Raw genomic sequence first — 24,980 nt, forward strand, 5'->3', positions numbered from 1 at the left:
TCAGTCGTCGCCGGTGACGCGCAGGATCTCTTCCAGGGTGGTCACCCCGCTGTCGACCCAACGCTGGCCGTCCTGACGCAAGGTCCGCATGCCGGCACGCCGCGCCGCCTCGCGCAGTGCAGGTTCACCCTGCCCCTCATGGATCAGCGTACGCACGCGATCGTCCACCACGAACAACTCGTGGATGCCGGTACGCCCCCGGTAGCCGCTGTTGGCACAAGCCGCGCAACCCACCGCGCGCCATACGGTACGGCCGTCCCCATCCACTTCGGCACGCCGGCATTGGGTGCACAGCCGCCGCACCAGCCGCTGCGCCAGCACGCCGCGCAGCGACGAGGCCAGCAGGAACGGTTCCACCCCCATGTCGGCCAGGCGCGTCACTGCCGAAATCGCGTCGTTGGTATGCAGGGACGCCAGCACGCCATGGCCGGTCAGCGACGACTGCACCGCAATCTGTGCGGTCTCCAGGTCGCGGATCTCGCCGATCATGATGGTGTCCGGGTCCTGGCGCAGGATCGCGCGCAGCGCGGTGCCGAAGCTCATGCCGATGCGCGCGTTCACCTGGATCTGGCCGATGCCGGCGAAGTCGTACTCCACCGGGTCCTCCACGGTGAGGATGTTGCTGGTGCTGCTGTCGAGCTGGCCCAACGCGGCGTACAGCGAGGTGGTCTTGCCACTACCGGTCGGGCCGGTGACCAGCACGATGCCATGCGGCTGCCGGATCAATCCGGTGAACGTGGCCAGGGTGTCATCGGCCATGCCCAGGCGCTGCAGCTGCAGACGGCCGGCATCCTTCTCCAGCAGTCGCAGCACGGCGCGCTCGCCATGCCCGGTCGGCACCGTGGAGACTCGGATATCCAGCGGACGCCCACCCACGCGGATCGCGATGCGCCCGTCCTGCGGCAGGCGCTTCTCGGCGATGTCCAGGTGGGCCATGATCTTGATGCGCGATACCAGCGCTGCGTGCAGTGCGCGCCGTGGCTGCACCATGTCGCGCAGCGTGCCGTCCACCCGGTAGCGCACCACCGAATGGGTCTCGAACGGCTCGATGTGCAGATCGCTGGCGCCATCACGTGCGGCCTGCGCCAGCAGCGCGTTGATCATGCGGATCACCGGCGCATCATCCTGCGCGTCCAGCAGATCGGTGACTTCCGGCATGTCCTGCATCAGCCGGTCCAGATCGACTTCGCTCTCGGCGGCACCGACCACGGCAGCGGCGTCGCCGCCGTCACGGTACTGCTCAGCCAACCGCTGCTGCCACATCGCGGCATCCAGTGCCTGGAAGGGCAACGGTCCATGCCGGCGGCGCAGTTCGGCCACGGCCCACGCTGCGGTATCGACGGTACCCAGCAGCACAGGCTCACCGCCAACCTCGGACAGCATCACCCCATGGCTGCGCACCCAGGCGTACGGCAGTGGCGCGGCGGCGCTCACGGTCCGATCACCAGTTCCGGCGTGTAGCCCAGCCCGCGCAGTTGCTGCAGTGCCGGGTCCAGCGTCGCCGGGTCGCGCGGCAGCCGCACCCGCAGGCGCTGGCCACTCTCGCCCGGCGTCGCCTCGGCATAGGCCTGCAGGCCCAGCGCCCGCACCTGCGCCACGCCCTGGCGGGCACGGGTCGGGTCCAGCCCCTGTGCGAACTGCACCAGCTGCGCATCGCCGTCACCGGCCGGATACAACACTGCCAGGCTGGTGTTCTGCAGCGGCTGGCCCTGGCCATCGCGCGCATTGCCCTGGCCGAGTACAGAAAGGTCCTGCGGCGGCAGCTGCGGTGCCGACAGCGCCGGCAATGCCCAGCTCTGCACCGGTTGCGCGCCAGCCTGCGCGTTGCGCATGTAGTCATAGCGGTCGCGGGTCAGGCGCTGGCCGGCGGCCGGGTCACGCACCACGTGCGGACGCAGGAACACCATCAGGTTGGTCTTGGCGCGCTTGCGTGTGTCGCTGCGGAACAAGGCACCCAGCACCGGAATCTTCCCCAGCCCCGGCACCGCGTCACGGCCTTGGCTGACGCTGTCCTCCAGCAGGCCACCCAGCACCATGATCTGGCCATCGTCCAGCAGCACGCTGGTATCCAGTGCGCGCTTGTTGGTGATGATGCCGGCCGTGCTGTTCGCGCTCTGCGCATCGATGCTGCTGACTTCCTGGTAGATGTCCAGCTTCACCGTGCCGCCCTCGGAAATCTGCGGGCGTACCCGCAGCTTCAGGCCCACGTCCTCGCGCACGATGGTCTGGAATGGATTGTTGCTGCCGCCGCCACCGTCGGTCACGTAGCGGCCGCTCACAAACGGCACGGTCTGCCCGACCATGATGCTGGCCGCCTCGTTGTCCAGCGTCATCAGGTTCGGCGTGGACAGGATGTTGGCACCGCCCTTGCTCTGCAGCGCGTTGGCCAGCGCCTTCATGTTGAGGATCTGGCCGACGCCGGGCAGGTTGATGGTGCCGTCGATCACCCCGATCTTCAGGCCATCCTTGGGCAGCACGTCCAGGGTGGTGCGCGCGGTGGTGTTCAGCCCGCTGCGACCGCTGGTGCCGCCAAAGTGGGTGCCGCCGAAGGTGCGGCCATTGCCCAGCATCCACTGCACGCCCAGTTCGGCCGCGTCGGTCTGGTTGACCTCCACGATCAGGCTTTCCACCAGCACCTGTGCACGGCGCTGGTCAAGCTGGTCGATCACCCGGCGCAGGTTGCGGTACACCGGTTCCGGCGCCGAGATCAACAGCGTGTTGGTGGCCACGTCCGCCTGTACCGAAATGCCGTTCTGGCTGAAGCCGGTGCTCCCGGCGTCGATCGGGTCGCGGCGGTTCGGATCCAGCCGCTGCGATTCCAGCGCATTGCTGCCGGTCCTGGCCTGTTGTGGCTGCGACGGCTGCGCCGGTGCGGAACGGCTTGCATCGCCAGGCAGTGGCGTGATGCCTTCATTGCTGCCCACTGCCGGCACATCGCTCTGCCCCGCAACCACGCCGCGCAGCACGCCGGCGAGCTGATTGGCCTGGGCATTGCGCAGGTAGACCACATGCAGGTTGCCGGACTCGTCCTGCGCGCGGTCCAGCTTCTCCACCAGCTGCCGGGCCAGACGGGTGCGCCCGGGACTGCTGGAACGCAGCAGCACGCTGTTGCTGCGCGGGTCGGCCATCACCACCACCTTCTGGCTGGGCTCTGCGCCCTGCGCATCCAGCAGCGGCGCGACCATCGCCGCGACGTCTACGGCAATGCCCTGCTGCAGCTTCACCACATCGGTGTCCATGCCGGCCGGCGTGTCGACGCTGGCGATCACCCGCGCAATGCGCTCCAGGTTGTCGGCATAGTCGGTGATCACCAGAGTGTTGTTGCCCGGGTTCGCCGTGATCGGATTGTCCGGGCTGATCATCGGCCGCAGCACCGCCACCAGCGCGGCGGCGTTCTCGTAGCGCAGCGGAAAGGTGCGCGTGGCGACCTCGCCTCCTGCACCGCCACTGCCCACCCGGCCACCGAGCAGCTTGGCGTCGGCCTGCGGCACCACCCGGCTGACGCCGCCATTCTCGACCACGGCGAAGCCGCGCATGCGCAGCGCGCCCAGCAGCAGCTGATAGGCCTGGGTACGGCTGACCGGGCCATCGGAGACCACCGTCATCTTGCCGGTCACCCGGGGGTCGACCAGGAACTGGCGGCCGGTGAACCGTGCCGCCATCCGCAGCACGCCACCGATATCGGTATCCACCAGGTTCAGCTGCACCGGCTCATCGCGTGTGTCCTGCGCTGCCACCGGCGCCGGCACGTGGGCCATGCCCACGATCAGGGCCAATGCAGTACTGCAGGCAAGGCTGCGCATCGCCCTCATGGATGGGCACCCGCGGTGGCCACCATCACGATGTTTCCGGAAATCCGTGCCGCCGGCATGTTCGCGTCCCCTGTGCGTGTCAGTTGCAGCTGCTGCAGCTCGATGGCCGGGTCGGCCAGCAGCGGCAGCAGCCAGTTCCATAGCGCATCGGCGGGCACCGCCTGCACCTGCAGGTGCCAGCGCCCGTCACGCGCTTCGATATGCAGGCCGTCGGCAAGGCCGGCGGTCTTGATTCCATCGCGCAGCCCAGGAAGTGTCGGATGCTGGCCCTGCGCCAGCTGCTGGCGCTCACGGACGCGCAGCAGCGGTGCCAGTGCGCGCGACTGCGCCTGCAGCCGCGGTAGCTCGGCCTGCCAGTGCGTGCGCTGCTTCAGCAGTGGCTCCAGCCACAACGACCACAGGCCCGCCACCAGCAGCGCCACCACCATCACCCACAGCATCCGCCGGTCGCGCGGTGGCAGGCGTTGCCAGCGCTGCTGCAGGCCGGCCAGCCCCCCGCCCAGCCGCAGGGTGCGGGCCGTCACTGTCCCGCTCCGCTCACCCGCAGGCGCCCACCGGCGTCGCGCGCCAGCAGCAGGCCCTGCACCTGCAGCGCCTGCTGCCAGTGCTCAAGCCGCTGCGGATCGTCGGCCAATGCCTGGGCATCGGCATCCAGCTCCATGTCGAGCTGGCCGGGCTGGTAATGCAGGCTGCGCACCTGCCCGGCCAGTTCCGGAACCGCCAGCAGCGTGCTGGCTACCTGCCGTTGCAACGGCGGCAACGGTGGCGCTGGTGGCGGCACCGCCAGAGCACGCCTTGCCTGCAGCACCGGATCCACCACATCGGTGATCTCCGGGAAGCGTGCGCTGAACTGCCGCGCCATGTCCTGTTGCAGCGCCTCGCCCTCGATCCGCCAACGCCAGACCTGCAGCTGCAGGCCGAGCGCGGCCAGCAGCACTGCCGCCAACGCGAGGCCGATTGCCAGGCGTGGCGCTTGCCGACCCGCACCGGGCAGCGGCAGTGACCACCCCGGCAGAGGGCCACATGCCTGCCGTTCCTTCATGACGGCGGTGGCCGGCAGGCTGTCCGGCCACGCCGGCGGTACGCTGCCGATCCATTGCACGGCCTGCACGCCGGCCTGTCGCAGGCGCACGGCCAGCGCCTGCATGACTGCACACGCATCACGTCCGCCATACCACTGGACGAAGCCCCGATCGCGCCCGCTTCGCACCAGCAGGTGCTCGCCGCTGACCTGCAGCGTGGCCTGTCCGTCCTGCCAGGGCAGCAGCAGCGGCGTCGGATGGAGTGCCTGCAGCTGCAGTCCGCACGAGGCCAGCAACTGCTGCGCCTGCAGGACCGCCTGCTGGCCGAGCCATGCCACCGGAACCGTGCCGTCAGCCGCCTGCGCACCGTGGGCCAGCGCGACGTCCTGCAGGTCATCCAGCAACATCGCCTCCACCTCACCCTGCAACGCCAACTGCAGGCGGCGCCCGGACAACGGTGGCAGCTGCAGTTCCAGCAGGATCAGGTCGCTCGGATCGAGGCAGGCATGCACCGCAGCCCGCGGATGCCGCAGACCCAGCGCCGCCAGCGTGGCGCAACCGTGGGCCAGCACCTCGCCCTTGTGCAGCTGCGCCCAGTCCACCGCGCTGTCGGCGTGCAGACCCTCAAGCGTCGGCAGGCGCACCCGAAGCTGCCCGTTCATGCGCCGATCCTCGTCCACACGCGTTGCACACGCACGCCATCGTCGCGGTACTCGCGCCAGAGCAGCGCGCGGAAATCAACCGCGCTGCCGTCAGCCTGCACCCGGCCGACAGCCAGGAACCACTCGCTATGGATACCCAAGGGAAGTACCGCCATCTGTTCGTTGCTCAGTTGGAGTCGGTTGGCGATGTCGCCGCGATTGAGCAGCCAATGGCCAGCGTCGCGCTCACCGAGCAGCGCCTGCAGCCGTGCCGGCTCGACCGCAGGCGTCACCGCCTGCAGAACGCGCAGGTCGCTGGTGTTGGCGTTGACCAGGGTCTGTGCCGGCAACACCACGGTGCGTCGCGCCAGCGCCTGCAACGCCACCGGATCGGCACCCGGCAGCGCCTGTTCGATCAGTGATTCGCGCGGCAGCGGCGCCTGCGCCTGCATGTCGCCATCGCGCAGGCGCGCCTGGATGTGGTCCGCGGCGGATGTGCAGGCGCCCTGGCCCAGCCCCTGCCCGGCACACAACGCGATGAACGCGCGCCGCGCCTCGGGGTCCGGCCTGCCATGCGCAAGCAGATTGCGCAGGTTGAACATCGACTGCGCATCGACCAGCTGCAGCTGCACCGGCAACGGCGCCTGCAGCTCCAATGGGCGCGCCCAGCGCCCGCTGCGCACCGTGGTCAGCTGTTCCTTTGCATCCTCACGCAACTGCTGCGCCGCACGTTCCAGCGTTGCGTCCACGGCCATGCGTACCTGTGCGCGCAGCTGGTCACCACGCAGCGCGCGCAGCTGGGCCGACTGCCGGGTGAGCAGTGCAGTGGCATTCACTGCCACCAGTGCCACCACCAGCAGGGCGACGATCACCGCCATGCCACGTTGACGGACACTCGAAACAGACCGCATCCGGGCTGACATCGGCCTGCCTCACAGCTGCCACGAGCCGATGTCCGCGTTCCCGGCGTCGCCACCGGGCTTGCTGTCCGCACCCAGCGAGAACACATCGATGTCGCCATGTGTGCCAGGCACCTGATATTGGTACGGATGGCCCCACGGGTCATTCGGCAGGCGATCCAGATAGGGCGTGACCGGCATCGCGCCACTGCCCTGCGGCGGCTTCACCAGCGCCTGCAGGCCCTGCTCGGCGCTGGGATAGCGACCATTGTCCAGCTTGAACAACTTCAGCGCCTGCATCAGCGCCGCGATGTCCTGGCGCGCTGCCACCACGCGCGCCTGGTCGGGACGGTCCATCAAGCGCGGCACGATCAATGCCGCGAGAATGCCGATGATCACCACCACCACCATGATCTCGATCAGGCTGAAACCCTGCTGCCGAGCCCTGCGACCACCCACCTGCCTTGCCATTGTTCCGCCCTCGTCATCCTGGAAGAGACCGCTGCGCCATGGTCAGCGGTGCATGTGTCAGTACGATAAACATCCGCCGGCAATTCGCTGCGCATGTGCCTGGGCGGGCGCCGGCGCAGCCGGTACGCGTGCCGCCTCGAGCAGGTGTGGCGGCACACTGGACAGCGTTTCGTCGATGCAGCCGCGCAGCAGCGGAAGCGCGCACGCCTGCAACAGGCGCACGCACTGCATCGGCGACCACGCGGTGCCATGGTCGAGGCCGATGAACGTGCGGTAGGCCTGGTGATAGCGCAGATCGTCGTACACGCGCTGCGCACTGTTGAGATCACGCACGACCACCAGCAGGGCCGCACGTTGCAGCAGCCGCGCATCGCCTGCGTCAAGCGGCAGCGCGTTCATGGCTGCTTCGGACCACGGCCGCAGCTGCAGATCAAGGGCGTGCCGCAGCGCCGCCAATGGATGCGCGCTGCTGTCCAGTGCCGCCCAGCGCGCGGCATCGGCCCAGGCATCACTGGACAGCACCCAGACCCACGAGTGTCCGTAGCGTTGCACATTCAAGGGCGTGTGCCGCGCCTGCTCCAGTGACCGGCTCAGGTGGCGATCCAGCTCCAGCATGCTGATCCTGCGACTGTCTGCCATCTTCGTCGCCCGTGCTCCGCGACGCGTGGTGCGTCGTACTCTGGAGAAGACGTCAGCAAGGCAGGTGAAGCGACAGCGCGAATGCCGCTCTGTGCGCTGGGTGGTGCTTCATCGGCAACGTCATCGCAGCGTCATCCGCCTGCAGGCTTCGCGCTGCAGGCGCGGTGCGTCACCCCCGCAGCGGCGGGCCAGTACCGCCACGTCGCTGCGCGCGGCGAACGCGACCAGCGCGTCTGTCATGTCCACGTCATCGCACCACGACGCCATCGCAATGCGCACCGCGGGCAGCTGCCAGCCGTCCATCACCCCGCGGGTGCCCGCCACGAACCAGTGCCACAGCCGGTGGTGCAGCACCTGCTCGTGCAGCTGCGCGAGATCCCTGATGCCATGCATGTCCATCAGCAGCAGTGCGCGTGCCAGCGCCGCAGGCGGCAACACACCGGTTTCAGCCAGCGGCAGCACCTGCTGCTGCAGGCGCAACAGCATCGCCAGCGGGTGCGACTGCGGATCGAAGTCCAGCAGCACGGCCTGTTGCTGCCACTGTGCGTCCGATACCACGCATACCCATGGCGAGCCGTAGCGGTGCACCATCAACGGCCGTCGCTGGGTGGTTTCCAGCAACGCCGACAGATTGCGGCGCAGATCCAGCACACCGATGGTCTCGTTGCGCATCCTTGGCGTCTCCTTGCTTGCAACAGCCCTGCGCGGCGCGCACGTCCAGCTTCTTCACCTAACCAAGGACGGCAATGCCACCTGGAAAGCGACGCAGATCCAGCGACATCGTCAGTCGCAGCTGCTCCAGCGCCGCATCCGGATCATCGATGCGGAAGCGGCCGCTGACCGGGGCGCGCGCCAATGCCGATTCACCCAGCAGCACCTTGCCGCGGCGGTAGCGGTTGATCTCCTCCACCACCTCGCGCAGCGGCGCCCGGCGGAACACCAGCATGCCTTCGGTCCAGGCACTCACTTCCGAGGCCACGGCTTCGGCCACCACGCCACTGAGGCGCTCGTCGTACCGGGTCTGCTGGCCCGCCTGCAGCTGCAGGCGGCCCTGCGGGTGCTCGATCCGGGCGCTGCCCTGCAGGCAGGTCACCCGTACCTGGCCGTGGGTGTTGCGCACGTCCAGGCGCACCGCCCCTTCATCGGCAATCACGCAGCCCGCCCCTGCGAACAGGGCCAGGCGCAGGCCGGCCCGGGTCTCGATCGCGGCCTGGCCCTGCACCAGCTCGAAGCCTTCGCCCTCCGTGTCCGCACGGCGGCGCAGGCTGCTCTGCGTATCCAGCTCGATCTTCAGCTGTGGCGAAGGTGCGATCTGCAGCCGTTCACCGGTACCGGTGTGGAAGTCGGCCGTCATCGCCGTCACCGAGGGCCACAGCCCCAGCGGCGGACGGATCGCCGCCACCACTGCCAGGCTGGCCGGGGCGGCAATCGCGGCACCCAGGAAGGCACGCCGGCTCCAGCGCTGGGTCGGCGTCGGCACGACCGGTTGGCGTGCAGCGGCAGGCAGCTGCTTGCCGGCCAGGCGTACCTGCTCCCATTGCCGGCGCGCACGGCCGAATGCTTCGCGATGACGGGGATCAGCCTCGCACCACGCGCGGAAGCTGCGCCCGTCGGCCGCAGTAGCCTCGCCCGAGGTCAGCCGCACCACCCACGCGTGCGCCTGGCGCTCGACGGCATCCAGCGGGCGTTGCGGGTGATCGTCAGGATCCATGGGGGCTCATGCCGGACCCGCACGCTGCGGGGTTCTGCTCGGCGTCAAAGTGTAGACGGATGCCGCCGCTCAGAACCGCACCTGGCGCCCCTGCCCGCTGCGCTCGGCCAGGTAGTCCTGGGCCGCCTTCAGCTCACGCTGCACCAGCCGCAGCGACATGCCGAGGTGATCGGCGACGTCACGCTGCTGCAGGCCATCGACGCGGATTGCCAGCAGGATGCGGCGACGCCGCTCGGGCATGCGCTGCAGCAGGCCCACCATGTCCTCCAGCGCGAAGTCCAGTTCGGCCGCCTGCGCCGGCCCCGGTGCCGGGTCGGCCATGTCCATCAGCGTCTCCACCTCTTCCAGGCTCAGCAGGCGATGGTCGGCACGTTGGCGGTCGATCACGGTATTCATCGCCATGCGCAGCAGGTAGGCCGCAGGGTTCTGCACGGCGTCCAGGCGGTCACGGCGCGCACTCAGGCGCATCCAGGTGTCCTGCAGCGCGTCACCGGCCAGCTCCTCCGATCCCAGCTTGCGCACCAACCGGCGCTTCAGCTCGTCGTAGGCCCCCAGAAGGTGGTCCATCAGGTCAACTGCGCCAGCCGTACCGTTGCTCATGTTCGAATCCTTGAAGTCATGGAAGGGGCGCGCGCCCGCCACAGTCGTGGTCGGTGCCGGAAGGACGGATCTGCAGGGTCACCGGCTGCGCCAGCGCGGCGGCCTCGGTCGCCAGCACCAGGCCCTGCAGCGCCTGCAGCAGGCGTGCATCGCGGCGGGCACTGCCACTGCCGGACAGCAGCTCGGGCTCGCTCACCCGGCCCGCGCCGTCGATGCGGAAGCGCAGCGTCGCGGCGTAGCGGCCGGGCGCGATCTCCGGGTCGTCACAGAACGCCGCACGCAGCCGCTGCTGCAGCCCGCCATAGCGACGCCGACGTTCGGCCTCGGGAAGTTCGGCGCCAACACCGGGTTCGGCGGCCGAGGACGTGCCCCGGCGCAGCACCACGCGCTGCGCGCCGATCACCTCGACCTCGATGCCGGAGTCCTGCAACAGCACCTGCAGGGCAGGCAGCGGCTCCAGGCTGGCGCGCAGCGCATGGCTGCTGCGGCCCGCGGCCAGGTCGCCCGGGTACATCACCGACCACCCACTGATGACGCTGAAGCGCTCGACCGCCTGTTCCAGCGGTTGCGCAGGGATGTCGTAGGCATGAACTCCGTCCTGCCCGGCAGCGGCAGAGGACAGCAGCAGCCACGCGACGATGGCCACCTTCCAAGTTCTGACCGCATGGTGTCCATTCAGCCCCCTGACGTAGAACACATGACCCTCGGCAGCGACAGCAGCTGCAGTGGACGCGCACCAGGACCAGCACCCCGGCCCGCGCGCGACCCGCAAGCGGGCTCAAACCGTAGCGGGGCCACATGTCATTGCGATGACCGCCGCCTACAGCCGACGTGAAGCCAGTCACCCATCAGGAATCAATAAATCGAACGGACCACCTCATCCACGCCTGGGGTCAGAGCCCGTTGCGCAGCAACGGGATCCGACCCCGTGCCGGCCCAAACGTGTCGACCAAGGTCGACACCCACCAAGAGCAGTTCATGCCGTTCCGGCAGATTGCGGGGAACTGTCGAAGGCGGGGTGGGTCTGGTTGCAGGGGCGTCCGCGGCATGAATGCCGCGGCCAAGCCCCCATGGAAGGGTTTACGGCGTCCCCTGCAACCGGACCCACCCCGCCATCCAACGGAATGCACGCTGTTGCTTCGGCTGTTGCTTCTGGGGTTGCCGGCCAGAGGCCGGCACTACCCGCGGGTGCCGGGCGCCACCCTGGCGGAAACCCCCGCCCTTCACAGCGGCAGCTGGGTCGTCTGCTTGATCCGCTGCATCGGAATCTCGGTCTTGGTGTTCTGCACCCCGGCGATCCGGTTCAGGTGCTGCATCTGGAACTGCCGGTAGGCATCAAGGTCGGCCACCGCCACCCGCAGCAGGAAATCGCAGTCACCGGCCATCAGATGGCATTCAAGCACTTCCGGGAAAGACTTGATGCTGTTGATGAAGTGATTGGTGGTGTCCTCGTCCTGCCCGCGCAGCCACACGCGGACGAATACCGTGAAGCCACGGCCCACCTTGGCCTCGTTCAACAAGGCCACGTAGCGGTCGATGTAGCCGCCTTCCTCCAGCAGCCGCACCCGACGCAGGCAGGCCGACGGCGACAGCCCGACCAGCCGGGCAAGCTCCAGGTTCTGCAGGCGGCCGTCGCGCTGCAGGGCGTCGAGGATACGCCGATCGAGGTTGTCGAGCTGATACTGCATGGGATTCCGCCCTTGTCACTTCTGGCCGCATGAAATATCAATCATCAAGAATCCAGTGGCATCAACGCAACCCGATTTCGCGATCGGACCGCTAGCATGGGCCACCCCCTACCTCGTTGTTCCGTTCCATGGACGCCCGTACCACCCTCCCCCTGCCCGACACCTGCGATACCGCGCCGCGTGCCGAATTCCTGCGCGGCCTGCGCGCCGCCGTGCCGGTGATGATCGGTTTCATTCCCTTCGCCCTGGTGCTCGGCGCGCAGGCCGCGCAGAAAGGCCTGAGCGCACTGGAAGTGCCACTGATGACGGGCCTCAACTTCGCTGGCGGCTCGGAGTTCGCCGCCGTCGAACTGTGGACCTCGCCACCGCACATCGCACTGATCGTGGCGATCACCGCACTGGTCAACAGCCGCCATCTGCTGATGGGCGCCAGCCTGGCCCCACTGCTGCAGCACCTGCCGCGCCGCCGGGTACTGCCGGCGTTGTTCTTCATGTGTGACGAAAGCTGGGCGATGGGCGTGGCCGATGCGCGCCGCCGTGCGCTCGGCTTCAGCCTGGCCTATTACCTGGGCGTCTCCGCGGGCCTCTACACCGTCTGGGTGGCCTGCACCGCGCTGGGTGCGATCGTCGGGCCGCTGCTGGGCGACATCCACGCCTACGGCTTTGACATGGCCTTCCCCGCCGTGTTCCTGGTGCTGCTGCGCGGCATGTGGCAGGGCATGAAGGCCGCGCGCCCGTGGCTGGTCAGCCTGGTCGTGGCCGCCGCCACCTATCTGCTGATCCCGGGTGCGTGGTACGTGGCCAGCGGCGCATTGGCCGGCCTGGCCGCCGCCTGGCTGCTGGCGGAGGACGCAGCATGATCTCCAACGGCCTGATCCACTGGTCCTCGGTGCTGACCATCGTGCTGATGGCCGCCGCCACCTACCTGACCCGCATCGTCGGCTTCCTCGCGCTGCGCAACCGCACGCTGGGCAAGCGCGCGGTGACGGTGATGGAAGCCGCGCCGGGCTGCGTGCTGATCTCGGTGATCGCTCCGGATTTCGTCGCCGACAAGCCCGCCGACCTGGCCGCGCTGGCGATCACCCTGCTGGCCGCCACGCGGCTGTCGATGCTGCCGACGGTGCTGATCGGCGTGGCCTCGGCCGGGCTGCTGCGCTACCTGATGGGCTGACTGCGGTGCGCCGGGCAAAGGCCCGGCGCTGGCCAGTCATCGCAGCACCGCCTGTACGCGCGCTGCCGTCAGGCGCTGCTGCTGGCTGCCAGCAGGCACAGGCTGCGCGGCGGCAGCGTCCAGCCGCCTTCCTCATCCGGCTCCAACGGCGTTTCGTCGGTCTGCAGCAGTACGCGCCGGAACGACAAGGCTTCATCCGACACACTGAACCGCTGCGGCTGGTCCCCGGCGTTCAACAGCAGGGCCAGGCTGACATGCCGCCCGGGCTCGCGCAGGCCGCTGTCCGGGCTGCGGCCGTCCAGCACGATCAGCAGCGCACGCAGCCCTGCGTCATGCCAGTCCGCTTCCTCCATGCTGCGGCCGTCAGGATGCCGCCAGTCGATATCGCGCAGGCCCAGCGCTTCATCGTATTCGCCGCGCAGGAACCGGTTCCTGCGCAGCAGGCCATAGCGTCGGCGCAGCGACAGCGCCCGGCGTACGAACGCCACCTGCGCCTGTGCAGCCGGCGATGCCGCACGCTCCCAGTCGATCCAGCTCAGCGGGTTGTCCTGGCAGTAGGCGTTGTTGTTGCCCTGCTGCGAATGGCCGAACTCATCGCCGGCCAGCAGCATCGGCGTGCCCTGCGCGAGCAGCAGCGTGGCCAGCAGGTTGCGCATCTGCCGCGCACGCAACGAGAGGATCGCCGCATCATCGGTGTCGCCCTCCACACCGTGGTTGCTGGAGAGGTTGTGCGAGTGGCCATCGCGGTTGTCTTCGCCGTTGGCCTCGTTGTGGCGATCGTTGTAGCTCACCAGATCGTGCAGGGTGAACCCATCGTGCGCCGTCACCAGGTTGATGCTGGCCGAGGGCCGCCTGCCATGATGTTCGAACAGGTCGGCCGAGCCGGTGAAGCGCGTGGCGAATTCCGGCAACTGGCCGCCATCGCCGCGCCAGAGCGCGCGCACCGTATCGCGGAAGCGGTCGTTCCATTCCGCCCAGCCCGGCGGGAACTGGCCCAGTTGATAGCCGCCCGGGCCGATGTCCCATGGCTCGGCAATCAGCTTCACCTGGCTCAGGATCGGGTCCTGGCGTACCGCATCAAGGAAACTGCCCGAGGCATCGAAGCCATGCCGCTCGCGGCCAAGGATGGTGGCCAGGTCGAAACGGAACCCATCCACCCGCATCTCGGTCACCCAGTAGCGCAGCGAGTCCATCACCATGCGCAGCGCGCCGGCATTGGTCAGGTCGAACGTGTTGCCGGTGCCGGTATCGTTGATGTAATAGCGGCGATCATCGGCCAGGCGGTAGTAGCTGGCATTGTCGATGCCCTTGAAGGACAGCGTAGGGCCCAGCTCATTGCCTTCGGCGGTGTGGTTGTAGACCACGTCCAGGATCACTTCGATGCCGGCACTGTGCAGCCGCGCGACCATCTGCTTGAACTCGGCCACGGTGCCCAGCGACAGGTAGCGTGGCTGCGGCGCGAAGAAGCCGATGGTGTTGTACCCCCAGTAGTTGCGCAGCCCGCGCTCGAGCAGCTGCTGGTCATCCACGTAGGCATGCACCGGCAGCAGCTCGATGGCGGTCACCCCCAGATGGCTGAGGTGGTCGACCACCGCGTCGTGGCGCAGGGCAGAGAAAGTGCCGCGCTCGGCCTGCGGAACATCGGGGTGCTGCATGGTCAGTCCGCGCACGTGCGCTTCGTAGATCACGGTCCGGTCCCAGGGCGTTGCGGGTGCACGTTCGACACCCCAGCTGAAGGCCGGATCGATCACCGCGCAGCGTGGCATGTAGCTGGCGCTGTCGCGGCGGTCGAAACTGAGATCGCCATCGCGGTGGCCCAGGGTGTAGCCGAACAGGTGCGGCGCCCACTTCAGCTCGCCGACGATCTGCTTGGCGTAGGGGTCCAGCAACAGTTTGTTGGGATTGAAGCGATGCCCCTCCTCCGGCGCATACGGGCCGTGCACCCGATAGCCATAGCGTTGCCCGGGCCGCACGTCCGGCAGGTAGCCGTGCCAGATCTCGTTGGTGTACTCAGGCAGGACGATGCGCTCGACTTCACGGTTGCGCGCGTCGAACAGGCACAGCTCCACCCGGGTGGCATGCCGCGAGTACAGCGCAAAGTTCACGCCCAGCCCGTCCCACGTCGCGCCCAGCGGGAACGGCCGGCCTTCGCGCACGCGCGAGGTCTGCGTCCACTTACGGCTGGCCATCGGTGCTCTCCTCGCCGCGCGCCGCGGCAATCTCGGCCTCCACCAGGCGCTCGGCCATGTGCCAGTGCCGCTGCTGCTGATCGTCCGGGCGCCCCTCCGCTTCCCAGATCTGGTGGGCCAATGCCTCAATCCGCTGCCGTCGTTCCCTGCTGTCCATCCCTACCTGTCTCCTCGTTGATCCATATCGCCAGCGGGCTGCCAGCCAGAAGCCTGCCCACGTCCGCGGTTGCGTTGAAATGTTCGATGCGCCCGTCCAGGAGGTTGCGCATGGGGCCTGTCGGCACACCGTGCAGTGCTACGCCGGTGCCGACGTCGTGCGCGGCGTGCAGGCTGGGCCCAGGCACGGCGGCGGGCGAACCCCGGCGCACGATCACCAGCAGCACCTGCGCCTGATGCCTGCGCGTGAACGCCAGCCACGGCGAGCGCGCAGGCGCGGACAGCGGCTGCAGCTGGCCATGCAGGAACAGGTGCGGGTGCCTGCGGCGGCACTCCAGCAATTGCCGCAGCAGGAATGCCTTGATGCCACCGTCCCGCCAGTCTTCCAGCAGCGCGGGCCACCCGCGCGTATCGCGCAGCCACGCCTGCCGCGTTGGATAGTCCACGGCACGCCGGTTGTCCGGGTCCACCAGGCTCAGGTCCCAGCCTTCCCCACCCTGGTAGAGGTCGGGCACGCCGGGCAGGCAGTGCTGCAGGCACAGCTGCGCCAGGCCGTTGCAGGCGCCGGCCGGCGCGATGCGCGCCACGAACGTCGCCAGCGCCTCGCGCACCGGCTGCAAGGGCGCTGCGTCCAGCAGCGCGTGCAGCCACTGCGCGGCGGCCTCCTCCACGGCCACATCCGGGTCTGACCAGCTGCTGACCCGCTTGCCCTCGCGCAATGCCTTGGTCAGCCATTGCACCATCCCCGAGGCGAAGTCGGCGCCAGGGGCACCGTGCATCGGCCATGCGGCCACGAGCGCCTGCCACAGTGCGTAGGCCTCGGCACCCGGCAATGGCATCGGCGCGCCGGCGCGGGTCAACATCCGGTTCCAGCGCCGCACAGCGTCCCGCCATTCGAACGTGCAGGTACTGAGAACCGCCAGCCTTGCCCGGCTGTCGGCGCCGCGCTTGTGATCGTGGGTCGCAAGCGCAAGCAACGCCCTGGGATGGCGACGCAGGCGCGCGGCGGCGTGTTCCAGCAGCGCGCGCCCCTCCATGCCCAGCCGCTGCGGATCACTGCCGACGTCGTTGCGCGAGAGTAGCCTGAAATAGCGATAGAACCCGGTGTCTTCCACCGACTTGGCATTCAACGGCGCGGCCAGTTGACCGAAACGCGCACGCAGCACGCGCTCGGCCTGCGCCTCGCCGGCAAGCGCTGCCAGCAACAGGTCCAGCGCCGCGCGTGCGGCACCGTCCAGTGCCAGGCGCGCTGCGGCGGCAGCGTCCGCCAGCGCCTTTCGTTCACCCGCCCCCTGCAGCGAATAGGGCCGGTAGGTGCGGTAATGCCCCAGCACGGAAGCCAATGCGCGGGCCAGCGCAGCCACTCCGATATCGGCTTCGGCCAGCCGCGGCTGCAGGACCTGCTGCGCGCTGCGCAGCAGCCGCTGGAAGTCGGCATGAAGGCCCTGGCGCAGCAACATGGCGCGGGCGTCCTGCTGGATCCGGTCGAAGCTGCGCGGGTCACCGCCCAGCGCCTGCCACGTGCGCGAGAGCGCGGGTGCAGCCGCCGGATCGTGCAACCAGGCACCGGCCTGGTCCATGAAGTCATAGCCGGTGGTGCCGTCGCAGGCCCAGCCGTCGGGCAGCTGCTCGCCCTCGGCCAGTATCTTCTCCACATGCAGGCTGACGGCCTGCGGGTCACGACCGCCGGCCGCGCAGGCGGCGTCGAGCGATTCACGCAGGCGCTGCAGGTACGCGCCCGGGCAGGACAGGCCATCCACGTGGTCGATGCGCAGGCCGTCCACCCATCCCTCGCGTACCAGCCGCAGCGGCAGCGCATGCACTGCCTCGAACACATCCTCGCGCTCCACCCGCAGCGCGGCCAGTTCGTTGATATCGAAAAAGCGCCGGTAGTTCACCTGATCGCCGGCCGTGCGCCACCAGGCCAGACGGTAGTGCTGCCGCTGCAGCAGCGTGTGCAACCGTTCAACGCTGCGGTTGCAGCGTTCGGCCCACGCCGGCCACTGCGCGGGTTCCAGCGGATGGCTGCGCGGCGACAACGGCAATGCCAGGCCATGGTGGCGCAGCACGGGCCGCGCGTTGTCCACCACCACGCGCACCACGCCGTCGCGTACCGCGTCGTGCAACGGCCGGTCCAGTACCGGCAGCCAGAGCCGGCCCTCGCAGCCCGGCGCCTCCCACTCGATGTCAAACCAAGCTGCGTGCGGGCTTCGAGGCCCGTGCATCAGCACATCGCTCCACCACTGGCTGTGCGGGGACGCCGCCAGATGGTTGGGCACGATGTCCAGGATCAGGCCCATGCCGTGCGCGCGCGTCACTTCCGCCAGCTGCCGGAAGCCCGCTTCACCGCCCAGTTCCGGATTGATGCGAGCCGGGTCGATGCCATCGTAGCCATGCGTCGACCCGGGCACCGCCGCAGCGATCGGTGACAGGTAAAGGTGGCTGACGCCCAGCGCGGCGTAGTACGGCACCTGCGCGGCAGCCGCCCCGAGGTCGAAGCCTGCGTGCAGCTGCAGGCGCGCGGTGGCACGCAACCCCGTCATTGCCCGGCCCTGCGGCGCGTGGCACTCAGGCGCGCCACGCGCGCATCGGCCGCGTCAGCATCCCACGTCGGCGGCAGGCGGCGGCGCCAGTTGGGATGGCCGCCGACGGTGCCTGGCAGGTTCACCTGTGCGCGACCGCCCAGCGCGTCTTCCAGCGGCAGCAACGCCAGCCGGGACGCCGCGTGGGCGACCAGAGACAACGCCCTGGCGTCCAGCGGCGCGCCCTCGCCGCCAACCACCGCAGACAGTGCCTGCGCGTCGCTGGCACGCGCGCGCAGTGCCGCTGGCAGATCCGCCAGCTCACCCAGGCGTGCGCGCCAGCGCAGGTCACGCCCGCGCAGCCAACCGGCCAGCGGTGGCAGGTCATGGGTGGAGGGCATGGCCACTGCATCGCGGCGCCACTGCGGCGCCGGCAGGAAGCGCGCGCCGTTGCGGGCAAACGGCAGCACCTCGATGCCCAGAATGCCCCGGGCTGCCAGCCGCTGGCGCATGCCCGGCGGAACCACGCCCAGGTCTTCGCCGATCAGCACGCAGCGATGCCGCCAGGACTCCAGCACCAGCAGGTTGATCAGATCATCGAACGGATAGCGCAGGTACACGCCCTGCCCGGCGTCCGCGCCACGGGGCAACACCCACAGCCGCAGCAGGCCCAGGATGTGATCGATGCGAAGCCCGCCGCGGCCGGACATCACGGCGCGCAGCACGCGAAGGTAGGGGGCGAAGCCCTCGCGCAGCAACGCCATCGGTGACCAGCTGGTGATGCCCCAGGCCTGGCCGAGCGGATTGAACGCGTCCGGCGGCGCACCCAGCTCAAGTCCCTGCAGCAGATCAGCCCCCCCGGTGCGTGCCTCCACGCCCTGCGGCGCGCAGCCCACGGCCAGGTCGGCAATCAACCCGATCGAAGCGCCCTCGTCGCGCAGCGTGGCGTGTACCTGCGCCCAGCCCTGCTGTGCCAACCACTGCGCAAACGCGTGGTCGTCCGCGCTGCCGGTGAACCGGTCGGCGGCATGCTGGCAATAGTGCCGTAGCGGATCGCCCTGCATGGCACGCCAGGTTTCGATCTGTGCGTGCTGCGACGGTGCCTGCGCTGCAATCCATTGGCGAACCTGCCGTATCCAGCGCCACTTCACTGCCGCCGAGTGCGGCCAGTCAATGCGACGTGCGGCAGTTCCCGCTTCCACCGCCGCCGCCAGCGCCTCGTCCCCGCCCAGCACGCTGTTGGCGGCATCGGGCAATACCTGCGGCAGGGAGACCTGCAGCGGGTCGAGCCAGCGCCGGTCGCTGGGCGAATAGGGGCTGTAGCCTGGGCCCGGTGGCATGCCCGCGTGCAGCGGGCTCAACGCCAGTGCGTCGCCGCCGTGCCGGTGCAGCAGCTCGCTCCATCGTGCACAGCCGGCACTGTCACCGATGCCGGCATCACCGGGCGCGCGCAGGCTGTAGACCTGCGCCGACAGGCCCCAGCCGCGCAGCGTGCCCCGCGGCCACCAGGCACGCTGTGGCGCCACCGCAACCGCCTGTTGCTGGTCGCCCCGGCGCCACTGCCAGTAGCCGGGCTGGTCCGGCACGCGCCAGCGGCCCTGCGCATCGGCACGGGCGGGCAACGCTGCGCCCTGCTCATCCACCCAGCACGCTGCACCGGCTGCCTCCGGCATCACCAGCAGCTGTCCGCAGCAGGCCGTGCGCAGGCCAGCGTGCTCGGGCACCGCCTCGCACTGCAGCCCCTCCAGCACCGCGCGCAGCACGTCCGGCGCGACCTCGCGCGCGGCACCGGCCACGTCGGTCCAGCGGACCAGCAGGCCCGCCCGGCGGGCCGTCTCCCGCACCGCTGCATCCGTATTCATGCGGCGATCCAGCAGGCCAGCACGCCGCCGCCTGCCGGCAGCATCCCGGCCGCGTCCGGCCCCAAGACGCACTCGCCGGCCGGCACCGCATGCTCCACCGGCACAGGGCCCACGTTGATCGCGATCCACCATTGGCCCGATGGCAACTGCCAGCCCGCCTGCACCGCGCCTTGGCCCAGCACGCGCGCGCCCAGCGACCGCGCCTGCAGCAGGCCCGGCTGCAGATAGCGCCTGCGCAGGCCGAGGAACTCACCCGTGCAGCGCAGCCAGTGCTGCGACCAGGGACCATCGCCGGGCGGCGGCGTGTACGACGCCTGCAGGGTCGCCGCATCGTTCGGGTCCGGAATACGCGCGCGCGCGGCGGCGTCGGCAAAGGCGCTGAAACCAGCGAACTCACGTCGACGCCCTTCACGCACCGCCTCGTCCAGCGGCGGCGCGTAGTCGGTGAAGAACAGGAACGGCGATTGCGCCTGCCACGGCTCGCCCATGAACAGCAGCGGGATCATCGGCGTCAGCAGGGTCAGCGCCAGCGCCGCGCGCAGCGGCGCAGGATCGGTCAGCATCGACAGGCGCTCGCCGAAAGCGCGGTTGCCCACCTGGTCATGGTTCTGCGCGAATACCACAAAACGCGCGGGCGACAGGTCGGCGCTGGGTTCGCCGCGGGGATTGCCGCGCAGGTCCGGTTCACCCTGCCAGGCGAATCCTTCGGCCAGGCAGCGCGCCAGCAGTGCTTCGGCGCGACCGGCATAGGCCGCGTAATAGCCTTCCTGCTCGCCGGTCAGCATCACGTGCAGCGCATTGTGGAAGTCATCGTTCCACTGCCCCTGGTAGGCGCCGCGCAGCCATCGCGCCTGGTTGCGCTCGTTCTCCAGCACCAGGTGCGCGTGCGGGGCCACCGCACGTACCTCATCGGCCAGCTGCTGCAGGAAACGGTCATCGTCAATGGCGTGCACCGCGTCCAGGCGCAGGCCATCGAAGCCGTAGTCGCGCAACCACATCAGCGCGTTGTCGATGAAAAAGCGCCGCACCCAGGGCTGGCAGAAGTCGATGGCCTCGCCCCACGGCGTGCCGCGGTCGTCACGGAAGAACCCGCGCGCGTAGTCGCGCAGGTGGTTGCCCTGTGGTCCGAAGTGGTTGTAGACCACATCCAGCAGCACCGACAGCCCTGCATCGTGCGCCGCTTCGATGAAGGCCCTCAGCGCTGCCGGCCCGCCATAGGCATGGGCCGGCGCATACGGGAACACGCCGTCGTAGCCCCAGTTGCGCTGCCCGGGAAACTGCGCGACCGGCATCAGTTCAATGGCGGTGATGCCCAGCGCGGCCAGCATCGGCAGTTGCGCGGTCAACGCCGCGAAGCCGCCCCCGGCCTCGATATGCACCTCATAGATCACCAGGTCCTGCCAGGCATGCCCCTGCCAGGCAGGCCGCGCTGCCTCCGTATCCAGCACCACCGCGCTGTCGCCGTCGATGCCGTCCGGCTGCCAGCGCGAGGCCGGGTCGGGCACGTCCTGGCCAGAAGGCAGGCGGAACCGGTAGCGGTCGCCATGCGATGCCGGTACTCGCAGCCAGTGGCAGCCGTCCGGGTCGCGCTGCATCGGCCGCTGGGTGCCTTGCAGGCACAGCGCCATCGTCCTTGCGCCCGGTGCCCACACGCGGAACTCCACCCCGTCACCGGCCACCGGCCAAGCGCCCAGGCGCGGGGCCACTGTGGTCATGCATCAACCTGCAGGTAGAGCGTGGACAGCGGCGGCAGCGTGAGCCGCAGCGACTGCGCGTGGCCGTGCATCGGCCTCGGCTCGGTATGCACTGCGCCGAGGTTTCCCGCATTGCCGCCACCGTAATACGCGCTGTCGGTGTTGAGCCGTTCGCTCCAGCGCCCCGGTTGCGGCACCCCGACCCGGTAGCCGTCGCGACGCACCGGGGTGAAGTTGGTCACCACCAGCAGGGTGCGGCCGCTGCCGGCAGGATCCCGGCGGATGAAGGCGTAGACGCTGTTGCGACTGTCGTCCGCCACGCTCCAGTCGAAGCCGCGTTCGTCGCGTTCGTCGCGATGCAACGCCGGTTCGGCGCGGAGCACGTTATTGAGGTCGCCCACCAGGCGCGACAGGCCCTGGCCCTCGTTGCTGGCCGCCCGTGCCCAGTCCAGTGCCGCATCGTGCGACCACTCATGGCCCTGGCCGAACTCGCCGCCCATGAACAGCAGTTTGCTGCCCGGGTGCGCCCACATGAAGCCGTAATACGCGCGCAGCTGGGCCAGCCGCTGTGCCGGCTCGCCCGCCATCTTGGCCAGCAGCGCCCCCTTGCCATGCACCACCTCGTCGTGGGACAGCGGCAGCACGAACCGTTCGGAGAAGGCGTAGACCAGGCCGAAGCTGATCTGGCTGTGGTGATGCGAACGATGGACCGGATCGCGCCCCAGGTACTGCAGGGTGTCGTGCATCCAGCCCATGTTCCACTTGTGGGTGAAGCCAAGCCCGCCCTCCTCCACCGGCGCTGTCACCCCCGGCCACGCGGTGGATTCCTCGGCGATCACCAGCACGTCCGGGAAGCGCTCCCGCAGCGTCTGGTTCATCCGCCGCAGGAAAGCGACCGCCTGCAGGTTCTCGCGCCCGCCCTGCTCGTTGGGTACCCACTCCCCCTCGGCACGGCTGTAATCCCGGTACAGCATCGACGCTACGGCGTCCACGCGCAGACCGTCGACATGGAAGCGCTCCACCCACTCCAACGCACTGCCGATCAGGTAGGCGGCCACTTCGTTGCGGCCGTAGTTGTAGATCAGCGTGTCCCAGTCGGCGTGCACCCCTTCGCGCGGGTCGGCATGCTCGTACAGCGCGGTGCCATCGAACCCGGCCAGGCCATGCGCATCGTTGGGGAAGTGCGCGCTCACCCAGTCCACGATCACTCCCACGCCGGCCTGGTGACAGCGGTCCACGAAGCGTGCGAAGGCCTGTGGCGTGCCATGGCGTGCCGTCGGCGCGTAGATCCCCAGCGGCTGATAGCCCCAGGAACCGCCGAAGGGATGCTCGCTCACCGGCAACAGCTCGATATGGGTGAAGCCAAGACCGGCCACGTACGGAATCAACCGGTCGGCCAGGGCATCCCAGTCCAGCGGCGCACCATCGTCGCTGCGCTGCCAGGAACCGGCATGCACTTCGTAGATCGACAGCGGTGCGCAGGTTCCGGCCAGGCGGCGGGCCGCCAACCAAGCATCATCGTGCCACTCCATTGGCCCAGCCGAAGGCACCCGCGATGCGGTCGCCGGTGGCAGCTCGGCCCAGCGCGCCATCGGATCGAACTTGTCGGGCATCACCCGGCCGTCGGCGCCGACGATGCGGAATTTGTAGCGGGCACCGGCCTGCACGCCCGGCAGGAACAGCTCCCACACGCCGGCGGTGTGACGCAGCCGCATCGGATGGCGTCGGCCGTCCCACCCGTTGAAATCGCCAACCACGGCGACCCGCTGGGCATTGGGCGCCCACACCGCGAAGCGCACGCCCGCAATGCCCTGCACCTGCATCGGCACCGCACCCAGCTGCCGCGCCGCATCGGCATCACCGGCATGGAACCGCTGCAGCAGGGCTTCGTCCAACAGTGGACCGAACGCATAGGCATCGTGCACCTGCTCCACGCCCTGTTCGAAATGCAGGGCAAGCAGCGGTATCTCCGCGTCACCGGCCGCGCCCTCGAACAGGCCGGGCAACGGGCCAGGGGACAGGTTCCAGCGCCTCCCATCGTCTGCAATCACCTCGACGCGCTGCGCATGCGGCACCAGCACGCGCAGCTGGCGTCCGCCTTCTGGCTGGCGATGCGGGCCCAGCCAGGCGAATGCATCGGCCGGGCGCGCGTGGACGAGGTCCTGCAGCGCCGGGGCGATACGCTGATCCAATCCCGTCTCCGTGATCGCTTCATCCTCCAGGGCGGCCAGATGCAGGCTGTCGTGGCTCATGCGGCCACCTGGCAGGTCTGCTGGTACAGGGCCAGATACGCGCGACCGGCCGCATCCCAGCCACCCGGCCGCAGCATGGCGGCGCGGCGCATGGCCTGCAGCAGGCCGGGCAGGCGGAAGGTGCGCATCGCCCGTTCCACGCAGCGGCGCAGGCCATCGGCATTGGCGCCGTGGAACAGGAATCCGGTCACGCCATCCTCGACGGTATCCACCAGCCCGCCGGTCGCGTGTGCGATGGGCAGGCAGCCGAAGCGCTGCGCGTACATCTGGCTCAGCCCGCAGGGTTCGAAGCGTGAAGGCATCAGCAGGAAGTCGGCGCCGGCAAACATCTGGCGGGCCAGCGCCTCTTCGAAGCCGATGAATGCGCCCACCCGTCCGGGGTAGCGCCGGGCCAGCGCCTGCACCTGCGCTTCCACCTGCGGCTCGCCGCCGCCGATGATGACCAGCTGGCCGCCGGCCGCCACGATCTGCGGTGCCACGTCGCAGGTGATGTCCAGGCCTTTCTGGTGCACCAGGCGGGAGACCACCGCGAACAGCGGGCCGGTCGACGGCGCCAGCCCGAACGCCTTGCGCACCGCATGCGCGTTGGTGGCGCGCCCGGTCCATTCGCCGATGCCGAAATGGGCCTTGAGGTGGATGTCGCGGCGTGGATCCCAGCTGGCGTCGATGCCGTTGACGATGCCACTCAGGTGTCCGCCGGCCGCCCGGCGCGCCAACAGGTCATGCAGCCCGCAGCCGTCATCCGGGGCGGTGATCTGCTGCGCGTAGCGCAGGCTGACCGTGTTCAGCCGCGTGGCATTGGTGATGCCGCCCTGCAGGAACGACATCTGCCCGTGGAAGTGCAGTTCATCCAGGTGTTCGGCCGGCACGCCCAGCACCGGCGCAAGCGCGTAGGGAAACAGCCCCTGATAGGCCAGGTTGTGGATGGTCAGCAGGGTCGGCACGGCTGTCCGGTCCCAGCGTACGTAGGCGGCAGCCATGGCCACCGGCCAGTCATTCAGGTGCAGCAGCTGCGGCGCCCAGTCCAGCCCGGCGCGCCCGGCCGCAATCTCCGCAGCCGCATGCGAAAGCGTGGCGAAGCGGACCGCGTTGTCTTTCCACTCCTGTCCCTGCCCATCCACGTAGGGCGAGCCCTCGCGCTCGTACAGCCCAGGAGACAGCAGCACGTAGATAGGAAGGCCGTCGGCCTGCACCGCCATGCCGATCGTGCACGCGGGCAACCCGGCTCGGGCGCTGACCCGCCCCACCGGTCGCAGCTGTGGCAGGCGCTGCAGAACCTCCGGGTAGCCGGGCAGCAGCACGCGCGAATCACATGCACCGCGCACCGCACGCGGCAACGCCGCGGCCACATCGCCCAGTCCGCCGGCCTTGATGAAGTCGGCCATCTCGGTGGCGACGAACAGCACGCGCTGCACCAGTTCTGGGAGATCCAACGGTTGCGAGTGGCCGCGGCGAGTGCCGATCGGCACGGGCGTGAGCGGAGAGATCGCAACGGGTGAAGCGGACTGGGCGGCGCGGGCCATGGGGATGATCTCGGATGCTTCAGGCAGACAGACGCCAGCGGCGCCCGGACGGGCGCTTGTGCTGGGAAGGAAGTCGACGCAGGACGTGGGGGACGTCAGCGAGAGGCTCAGGACGACAATAGCCCTCC

Annotated in this window: 21 protein-coding genes; 2 read left to right on the forward strand and 19 right to left on the reverse strand. The window is 69.4% G+C overall.

The window, feature by feature from the left end; translation table 11 throughout:
- From gspE to AC5P56_RS11380, 12 genes are all read right to left on the reverse strand, one after another.
- Positions 1-1,434 (reverse strand): type II secretion system ATPase GspE, encoded by a 1,434-nt coding sequence (gspE, locus tag AC5P56_RS11325; protein WP_080342757.1) that lies wholly within the window; start codon positions 1,432-1,434, stop codon positions 1-3.
- The gene (gspD, locus tag AC5P56_RS11330; RefSeq protein WP_495231656.1) at positions 1,431-3,812 is read right to left on the reverse strand and encodes a type II secretion system secretin GspD; all 2,382 of its coding nucleotides are present in this window, start codon (positions 3,810-3,812) and stop codon (positions 1,431-1,433) included. The genes gspE and gspD overlap by 4 nt, the downstream gene beginning before the upstream one ends.
- Complete coding sequence (locus AC5P56_RS11335) at positions 3,809-4,336, reverse strand: type II secretion system protein M (RefSeq protein ID WP_014647368.1); 528 nt, start codon at positions 4,334-4,336, stop codon at positions 3,809-3,811. The genes gspD and AC5P56_RS11335 overlap by 4 nt, the downstream gene beginning before the upstream one ends.
- Entirely contained in the window at positions 4,333-5,496 is a 1,164-nt protein-coding gene (gspL, locus tag AC5P56_RS11340; RefSeq protein WP_014647369.1) for a type II secretion system protein GspL, read from the reverse strand. The genes AC5P56_RS11335 and gspL overlap by 4 nt, the downstream gene beginning before the upstream one ends.
- Positions 5,493-6,398, reverse strand: coding sequence for a type II secretion system minor pseudopilin GspK (gene gspK / locus AC5P56_RS11345; RefSeq protein WP_495231657.1), 906 nt, complete (start codon positions 6,396-6,398; stop codon positions 5,493-5,495). Before gspK ends, gspL begins: the two co-directional genes overlap by 4 nt.
- Before the next feature lie 9 nt (positions 6,399-6,407).
- A complete protein-coding gene (gene gspG / locus AC5P56_RS11350; RefSeq protein WP_014647371.1) occupies positions 6,408-6,845 on the reverse strand; it encodes a type II secretion system major pseudopilin GspG in 438 nt (145 codons plus the stop codon).
- A 57-nt stretch (positions 6,846-6,902) separates the two neighbouring features.
- The gene (locus tag AC5P56_RS11355) at positions 6,903-7,460 is read right to left on the reverse strand and encodes a hypothetical protein (protein ID WP_229653703.1); all 558 of its coding nucleotides are present in this window, start codon (positions 7,458-7,460) and stop codon (positions 6,903-6,905) included.
- 144 nt (positions 7,461-7,604) lie between these two features.
- Positions 7,605-8,156 (reverse strand): hypothetical protein, encoded by a 552-nt coding sequence (locus tag AC5P56_RS11360; RefSeq protein ID WP_049439478.1) that lies wholly within the window; start codon positions 8,154-8,156, stop codon positions 7,605-7,607.
- A gap of 58 nt (positions 8,157-8,214) precedes the next feature.
- Positions 8,215-9,195: a FecR family protein gene (locus AC5P56_RS11365; RefSeq protein WP_495231658.1), complete on the reverse strand. Its 981-nt coding sequence runs from the start codon at positions 9,193-9,195 to the stop codon at positions 8,215-8,217.
- 69 nt (positions 9,196-9,264) lie between these two features.
- Positions 9,265-9,795, reverse strand: a complete 531-nt coding sequence (locus AC5P56_RS11370; RefSeq protein ID WP_288495987.1) for an RNA polymerase sigma factor — start codon at positions 9,793-9,795, stop codon at positions 9,265-9,267.
- 16 nt (positions 9,796-9,811) lie between these two features.
- Positions 9,812-10,492, reverse strand: coding sequence for a TonB-dependent receptor (locus AC5P56_RS11375; RefSeq protein WP_046430979.1), 681 nt, complete (start codon positions 10,490-10,492; stop codon positions 9,812-9,814).
- Between the two features lie 526 nt (positions 10,493-11,018).
- Positions 11,019-11,483, reverse strand: a complete 465-nt coding sequence (locus AC5P56_RS11380) for an Lrp/AsnC family transcriptional regulator (protein WP_005413654.1) — start codon at positions 11,481-11,483, stop codon at positions 11,019-11,021.
- A gap of 128 nt (positions 11,484-11,611) precedes the next feature.
- Between AC5P56_RS11380 and AC5P56_RS11385 the strand changes: the two genes are divergently transcribed.
- Both AC5P56_RS11385 and AC5P56_RS11390 read left to right on the forward strand, forming a co-directional pair.
- Entirely contained in the window at positions 11,612-12,343 is a 732-nt protein-coding gene (locus AC5P56_RS11385) for an AzlC family ABC transporter permease (RefSeq protein WP_049439472.1), read from the forward strand.
- On the forward strand, positions 12,340-12,654 hold the full coding sequence (locus AC5P56_RS11390) for an AzlD family protein (RefSeq protein ID WP_288495980.1): 315 nt from the start codon (positions 12,340-12,342) through the stop codon (positions 12,652-12,654). Before AC5P56_RS11385 ends, AC5P56_RS11390 begins: the two co-directional genes overlap by 4 nt.
- A gap of 68 nt (positions 12,655-12,722) precedes the next feature.
- Here AC5P56_RS11390 and glgX read toward each other — a convergent pair whose 3' ends face one another.
- The 7 genes from glgX to glgA are packed head-to-tail and all read right to left on the reverse strand — an operon-like array spanning position 12,723 to position 24,852.
- Positions 12,723-14,843 (reverse strand): glycogen debranching protein GlgX, encoded by a 2,121-nt coding sequence (gene glgX, locus AC5P56_RS11395; RefSeq protein ID WP_134808959.1) that lies wholly within the window; start codon positions 14,841-14,843, stop codon positions 12,723-12,725.
- A complete protein-coding gene (locus AC5P56_RS11400; RefSeq protein WP_134808960.1) occupies positions 14,830-15,000 on the reverse strand; it encodes a DUF2934 domain-containing protein in 171 nt (56 codons plus the stop codon). The genes glgX and AC5P56_RS11400 overlap by 14 nt, the downstream gene beginning before the upstream one ends.
- Positions 14,969-17,542 (reverse strand): malto-oligosyltrehalose synthase, encoded by a 2,574-nt coding sequence (gene treY, locus AC5P56_RS11405; protein WP_288495978.1) that lies wholly within the window; start codon positions 17,540-17,542, stop codon positions 14,969-14,971. The genes AC5P56_RS11400 and treY overlap by 32 nt, the downstream gene beginning before the upstream one ends.
- Complete coding sequence (locus AC5P56_RS11410; protein ID WP_241886918.1) at positions 17,539-19,383, reverse strand: 4-alpha-glucanotransferase; 1,845 nt, start codon at positions 19,381-19,383, stop codon at positions 17,539-17,541. Before AC5P56_RS11410 ends, treY begins: the two co-directional genes overlap by 4 nt.
- Positions 19,380-21,098: a malto-oligosyltrehalose trehalohydrolase gene (gene treZ / locus AC5P56_RS11415; protein WP_288495976.1), complete on the reverse strand. Its 1,719-nt coding sequence runs from the start codon at positions 21,096-21,098 to the stop codon at positions 19,380-19,382. The genes AC5P56_RS11410 and treZ overlap by 4 nt, the downstream gene beginning before the upstream one ends.
- Positions 21,095-23,329, reverse strand: a complete 2,235-nt coding sequence (locus AC5P56_RS11420; RefSeq protein WP_134808963.1) for a 1,4-alpha-glucan branching enzyme — start codon at positions 23,327-23,329, stop codon at positions 21,095-21,097. Before AC5P56_RS11420 ends, treZ begins: the two co-directional genes overlap by 4 nt.
- A complete protein-coding gene (gene glgA / locus AC5P56_RS11425; RefSeq protein ID WP_080354736.1) occupies positions 23,326-24,852 on the reverse strand; it encodes a glycogen synthase GlgA in 1,527 nt (508 codons plus the stop codon). Before glgA ends, AC5P56_RS11420 begins: the two co-directional genes overlap by 4 nt.
- Positions 24,853-24,980: the final 128 nt, after the last annotated feature.

The sequence above is a fragment of the Stenotrophomonas sp. YJH_SMC_131 genome (genome assembly GCF_059367975.1).

What these genes read in the sequence shown, in the direction of transcription:
- gspG (WP_014647371.1), bottom strand. Translation starts at nt 6,845, where the DNA reads ATGGCAAGGCAGGTGGGTGGTCGCAGGGCTCGGCAGCAGGGTTTCAGC.
- AC5P56_RS11360 (WP_049439478.1), bottom strand. Translation starts at nt 8,156, where the DNA reads ATGCGCAACGAGACCATCGGTGTGCTGGATCTGCGCCGCAATCTGTCG.
- AC5P56_RS11420 (WP_134808963.1), bottom strand. Translation starts at nt 23,329, where the DNA reads ATGAGCCACGACAGCCTGCATCTGGCCGCCCTGGAGGATGAAGCGATC.
- glgA (WP_080354736.1), bottom strand. Translation starts at nt 24,852, where the DNA reads ATGGCCCGCGCCGCCCAGTCCGCTTCACCCGTTGCGATCTCTCCGCTC.
- AC5P56_RS11385 (WP_049439472.1), top strand. Translation starts at nt 11,612, where the DNA reads ATGGACGCCCGTACCACCCTCCCCCTGCCCGACACCTGCGATACCGCG.
- gspK (WP_495231657.1), bottom strand. Translation starts at nt 6,398, where the DNA reads ATGTCAGCCCGGATGCGGTCTGTTTCGAGTGTCCGTCAACGTGGCATG.
- treY (WP_288495978.1), bottom strand. Translation starts at nt 17,542, where the DNA reads ATGACGGGGTTGCGTGCCACCGCGCGCCTGCAGCTGCACGCAGGCTTC.
- AC5P56_RS11380 (WP_005413654.1), bottom strand. Translation starts at nt 11,483, where the DNA reads ATGCAGTATCAGCTCGACAACCTCGATCGGCGTATCCTCGACGCCCTG.
- AC5P56_RS11390 (WP_288495980.1), top strand. Translation starts at nt 12,340, where the DNA reads ATGATCTCCAACGGCCTGATCCACTGGTCCTCGGTGCTGACCATCGTG.
- AC5P56_RS11410 (WP_241886918.1), bottom strand. Translation starts at nt 19,383, where the DNA reads ATGAATACGGATGCAGCGGTGCGGGAGACGGCCCGCCGGGCGGGCCTG.
- AC5P56_RS11370 (WP_288495987.1), bottom strand. Translation starts at nt 9,795, where the DNA reads ATGAGCAACGGTACGGCTGGCGCAGTTGACCTGATGGACCACCTTCTG.
- AC5P56_RS11355 (WP_229653703.1), bottom strand. Translation starts at nt 7,460, where the DNA reads ATGCTGGAGCTGGATCGCCACCTGAGCCGGTCACTGGAGCAGGCGCGG.
- gspL (WP_014647369.1), bottom strand. Translation starts at nt 5,496, where the DNA reads ATGAACGGGCAGCTTCGGGTGCGCCTGCCGACGCTTGAGGGTCTGCAC.
- gspD (WP_495231656.1), bottom strand. Translation starts at nt 3,812, where the DNA reads ATGAGGGCGATGCGCAGCCTTGCCTGCAGTACTGCATTGGCCCTGATC.
- treZ (WP_288495976.1), bottom strand. Translation starts at nt 21,098, where the DNA reads ATGACCACAGTGGCCCCGCGCCTGGGCGCTTGGCCGGTGGCCGGTGAC.
- AC5P56_RS11400 (WP_134808960.1), bottom strand. Translation starts at nt 15,000, where the DNA reads ATGGACAGCAGGGAACGACGGCAGCGGATTGAGGCATTGGCCCACCAG.
- AC5P56_RS11365 (WP_495231658.1), bottom strand. Translation starts at nt 9,195, where the DNA reads ATGGATCCTGACGATCACCCGCAACGCCCGCTGGATGCCGTCGAGCGC.
- glgX (WP_134808959.1), bottom strand. Translation starts at nt 14,843, where the DNA reads ATGGCCAGCCGTAAGTGGACGCAGACCTCGCGCGTGCGCGAAGGCCGG.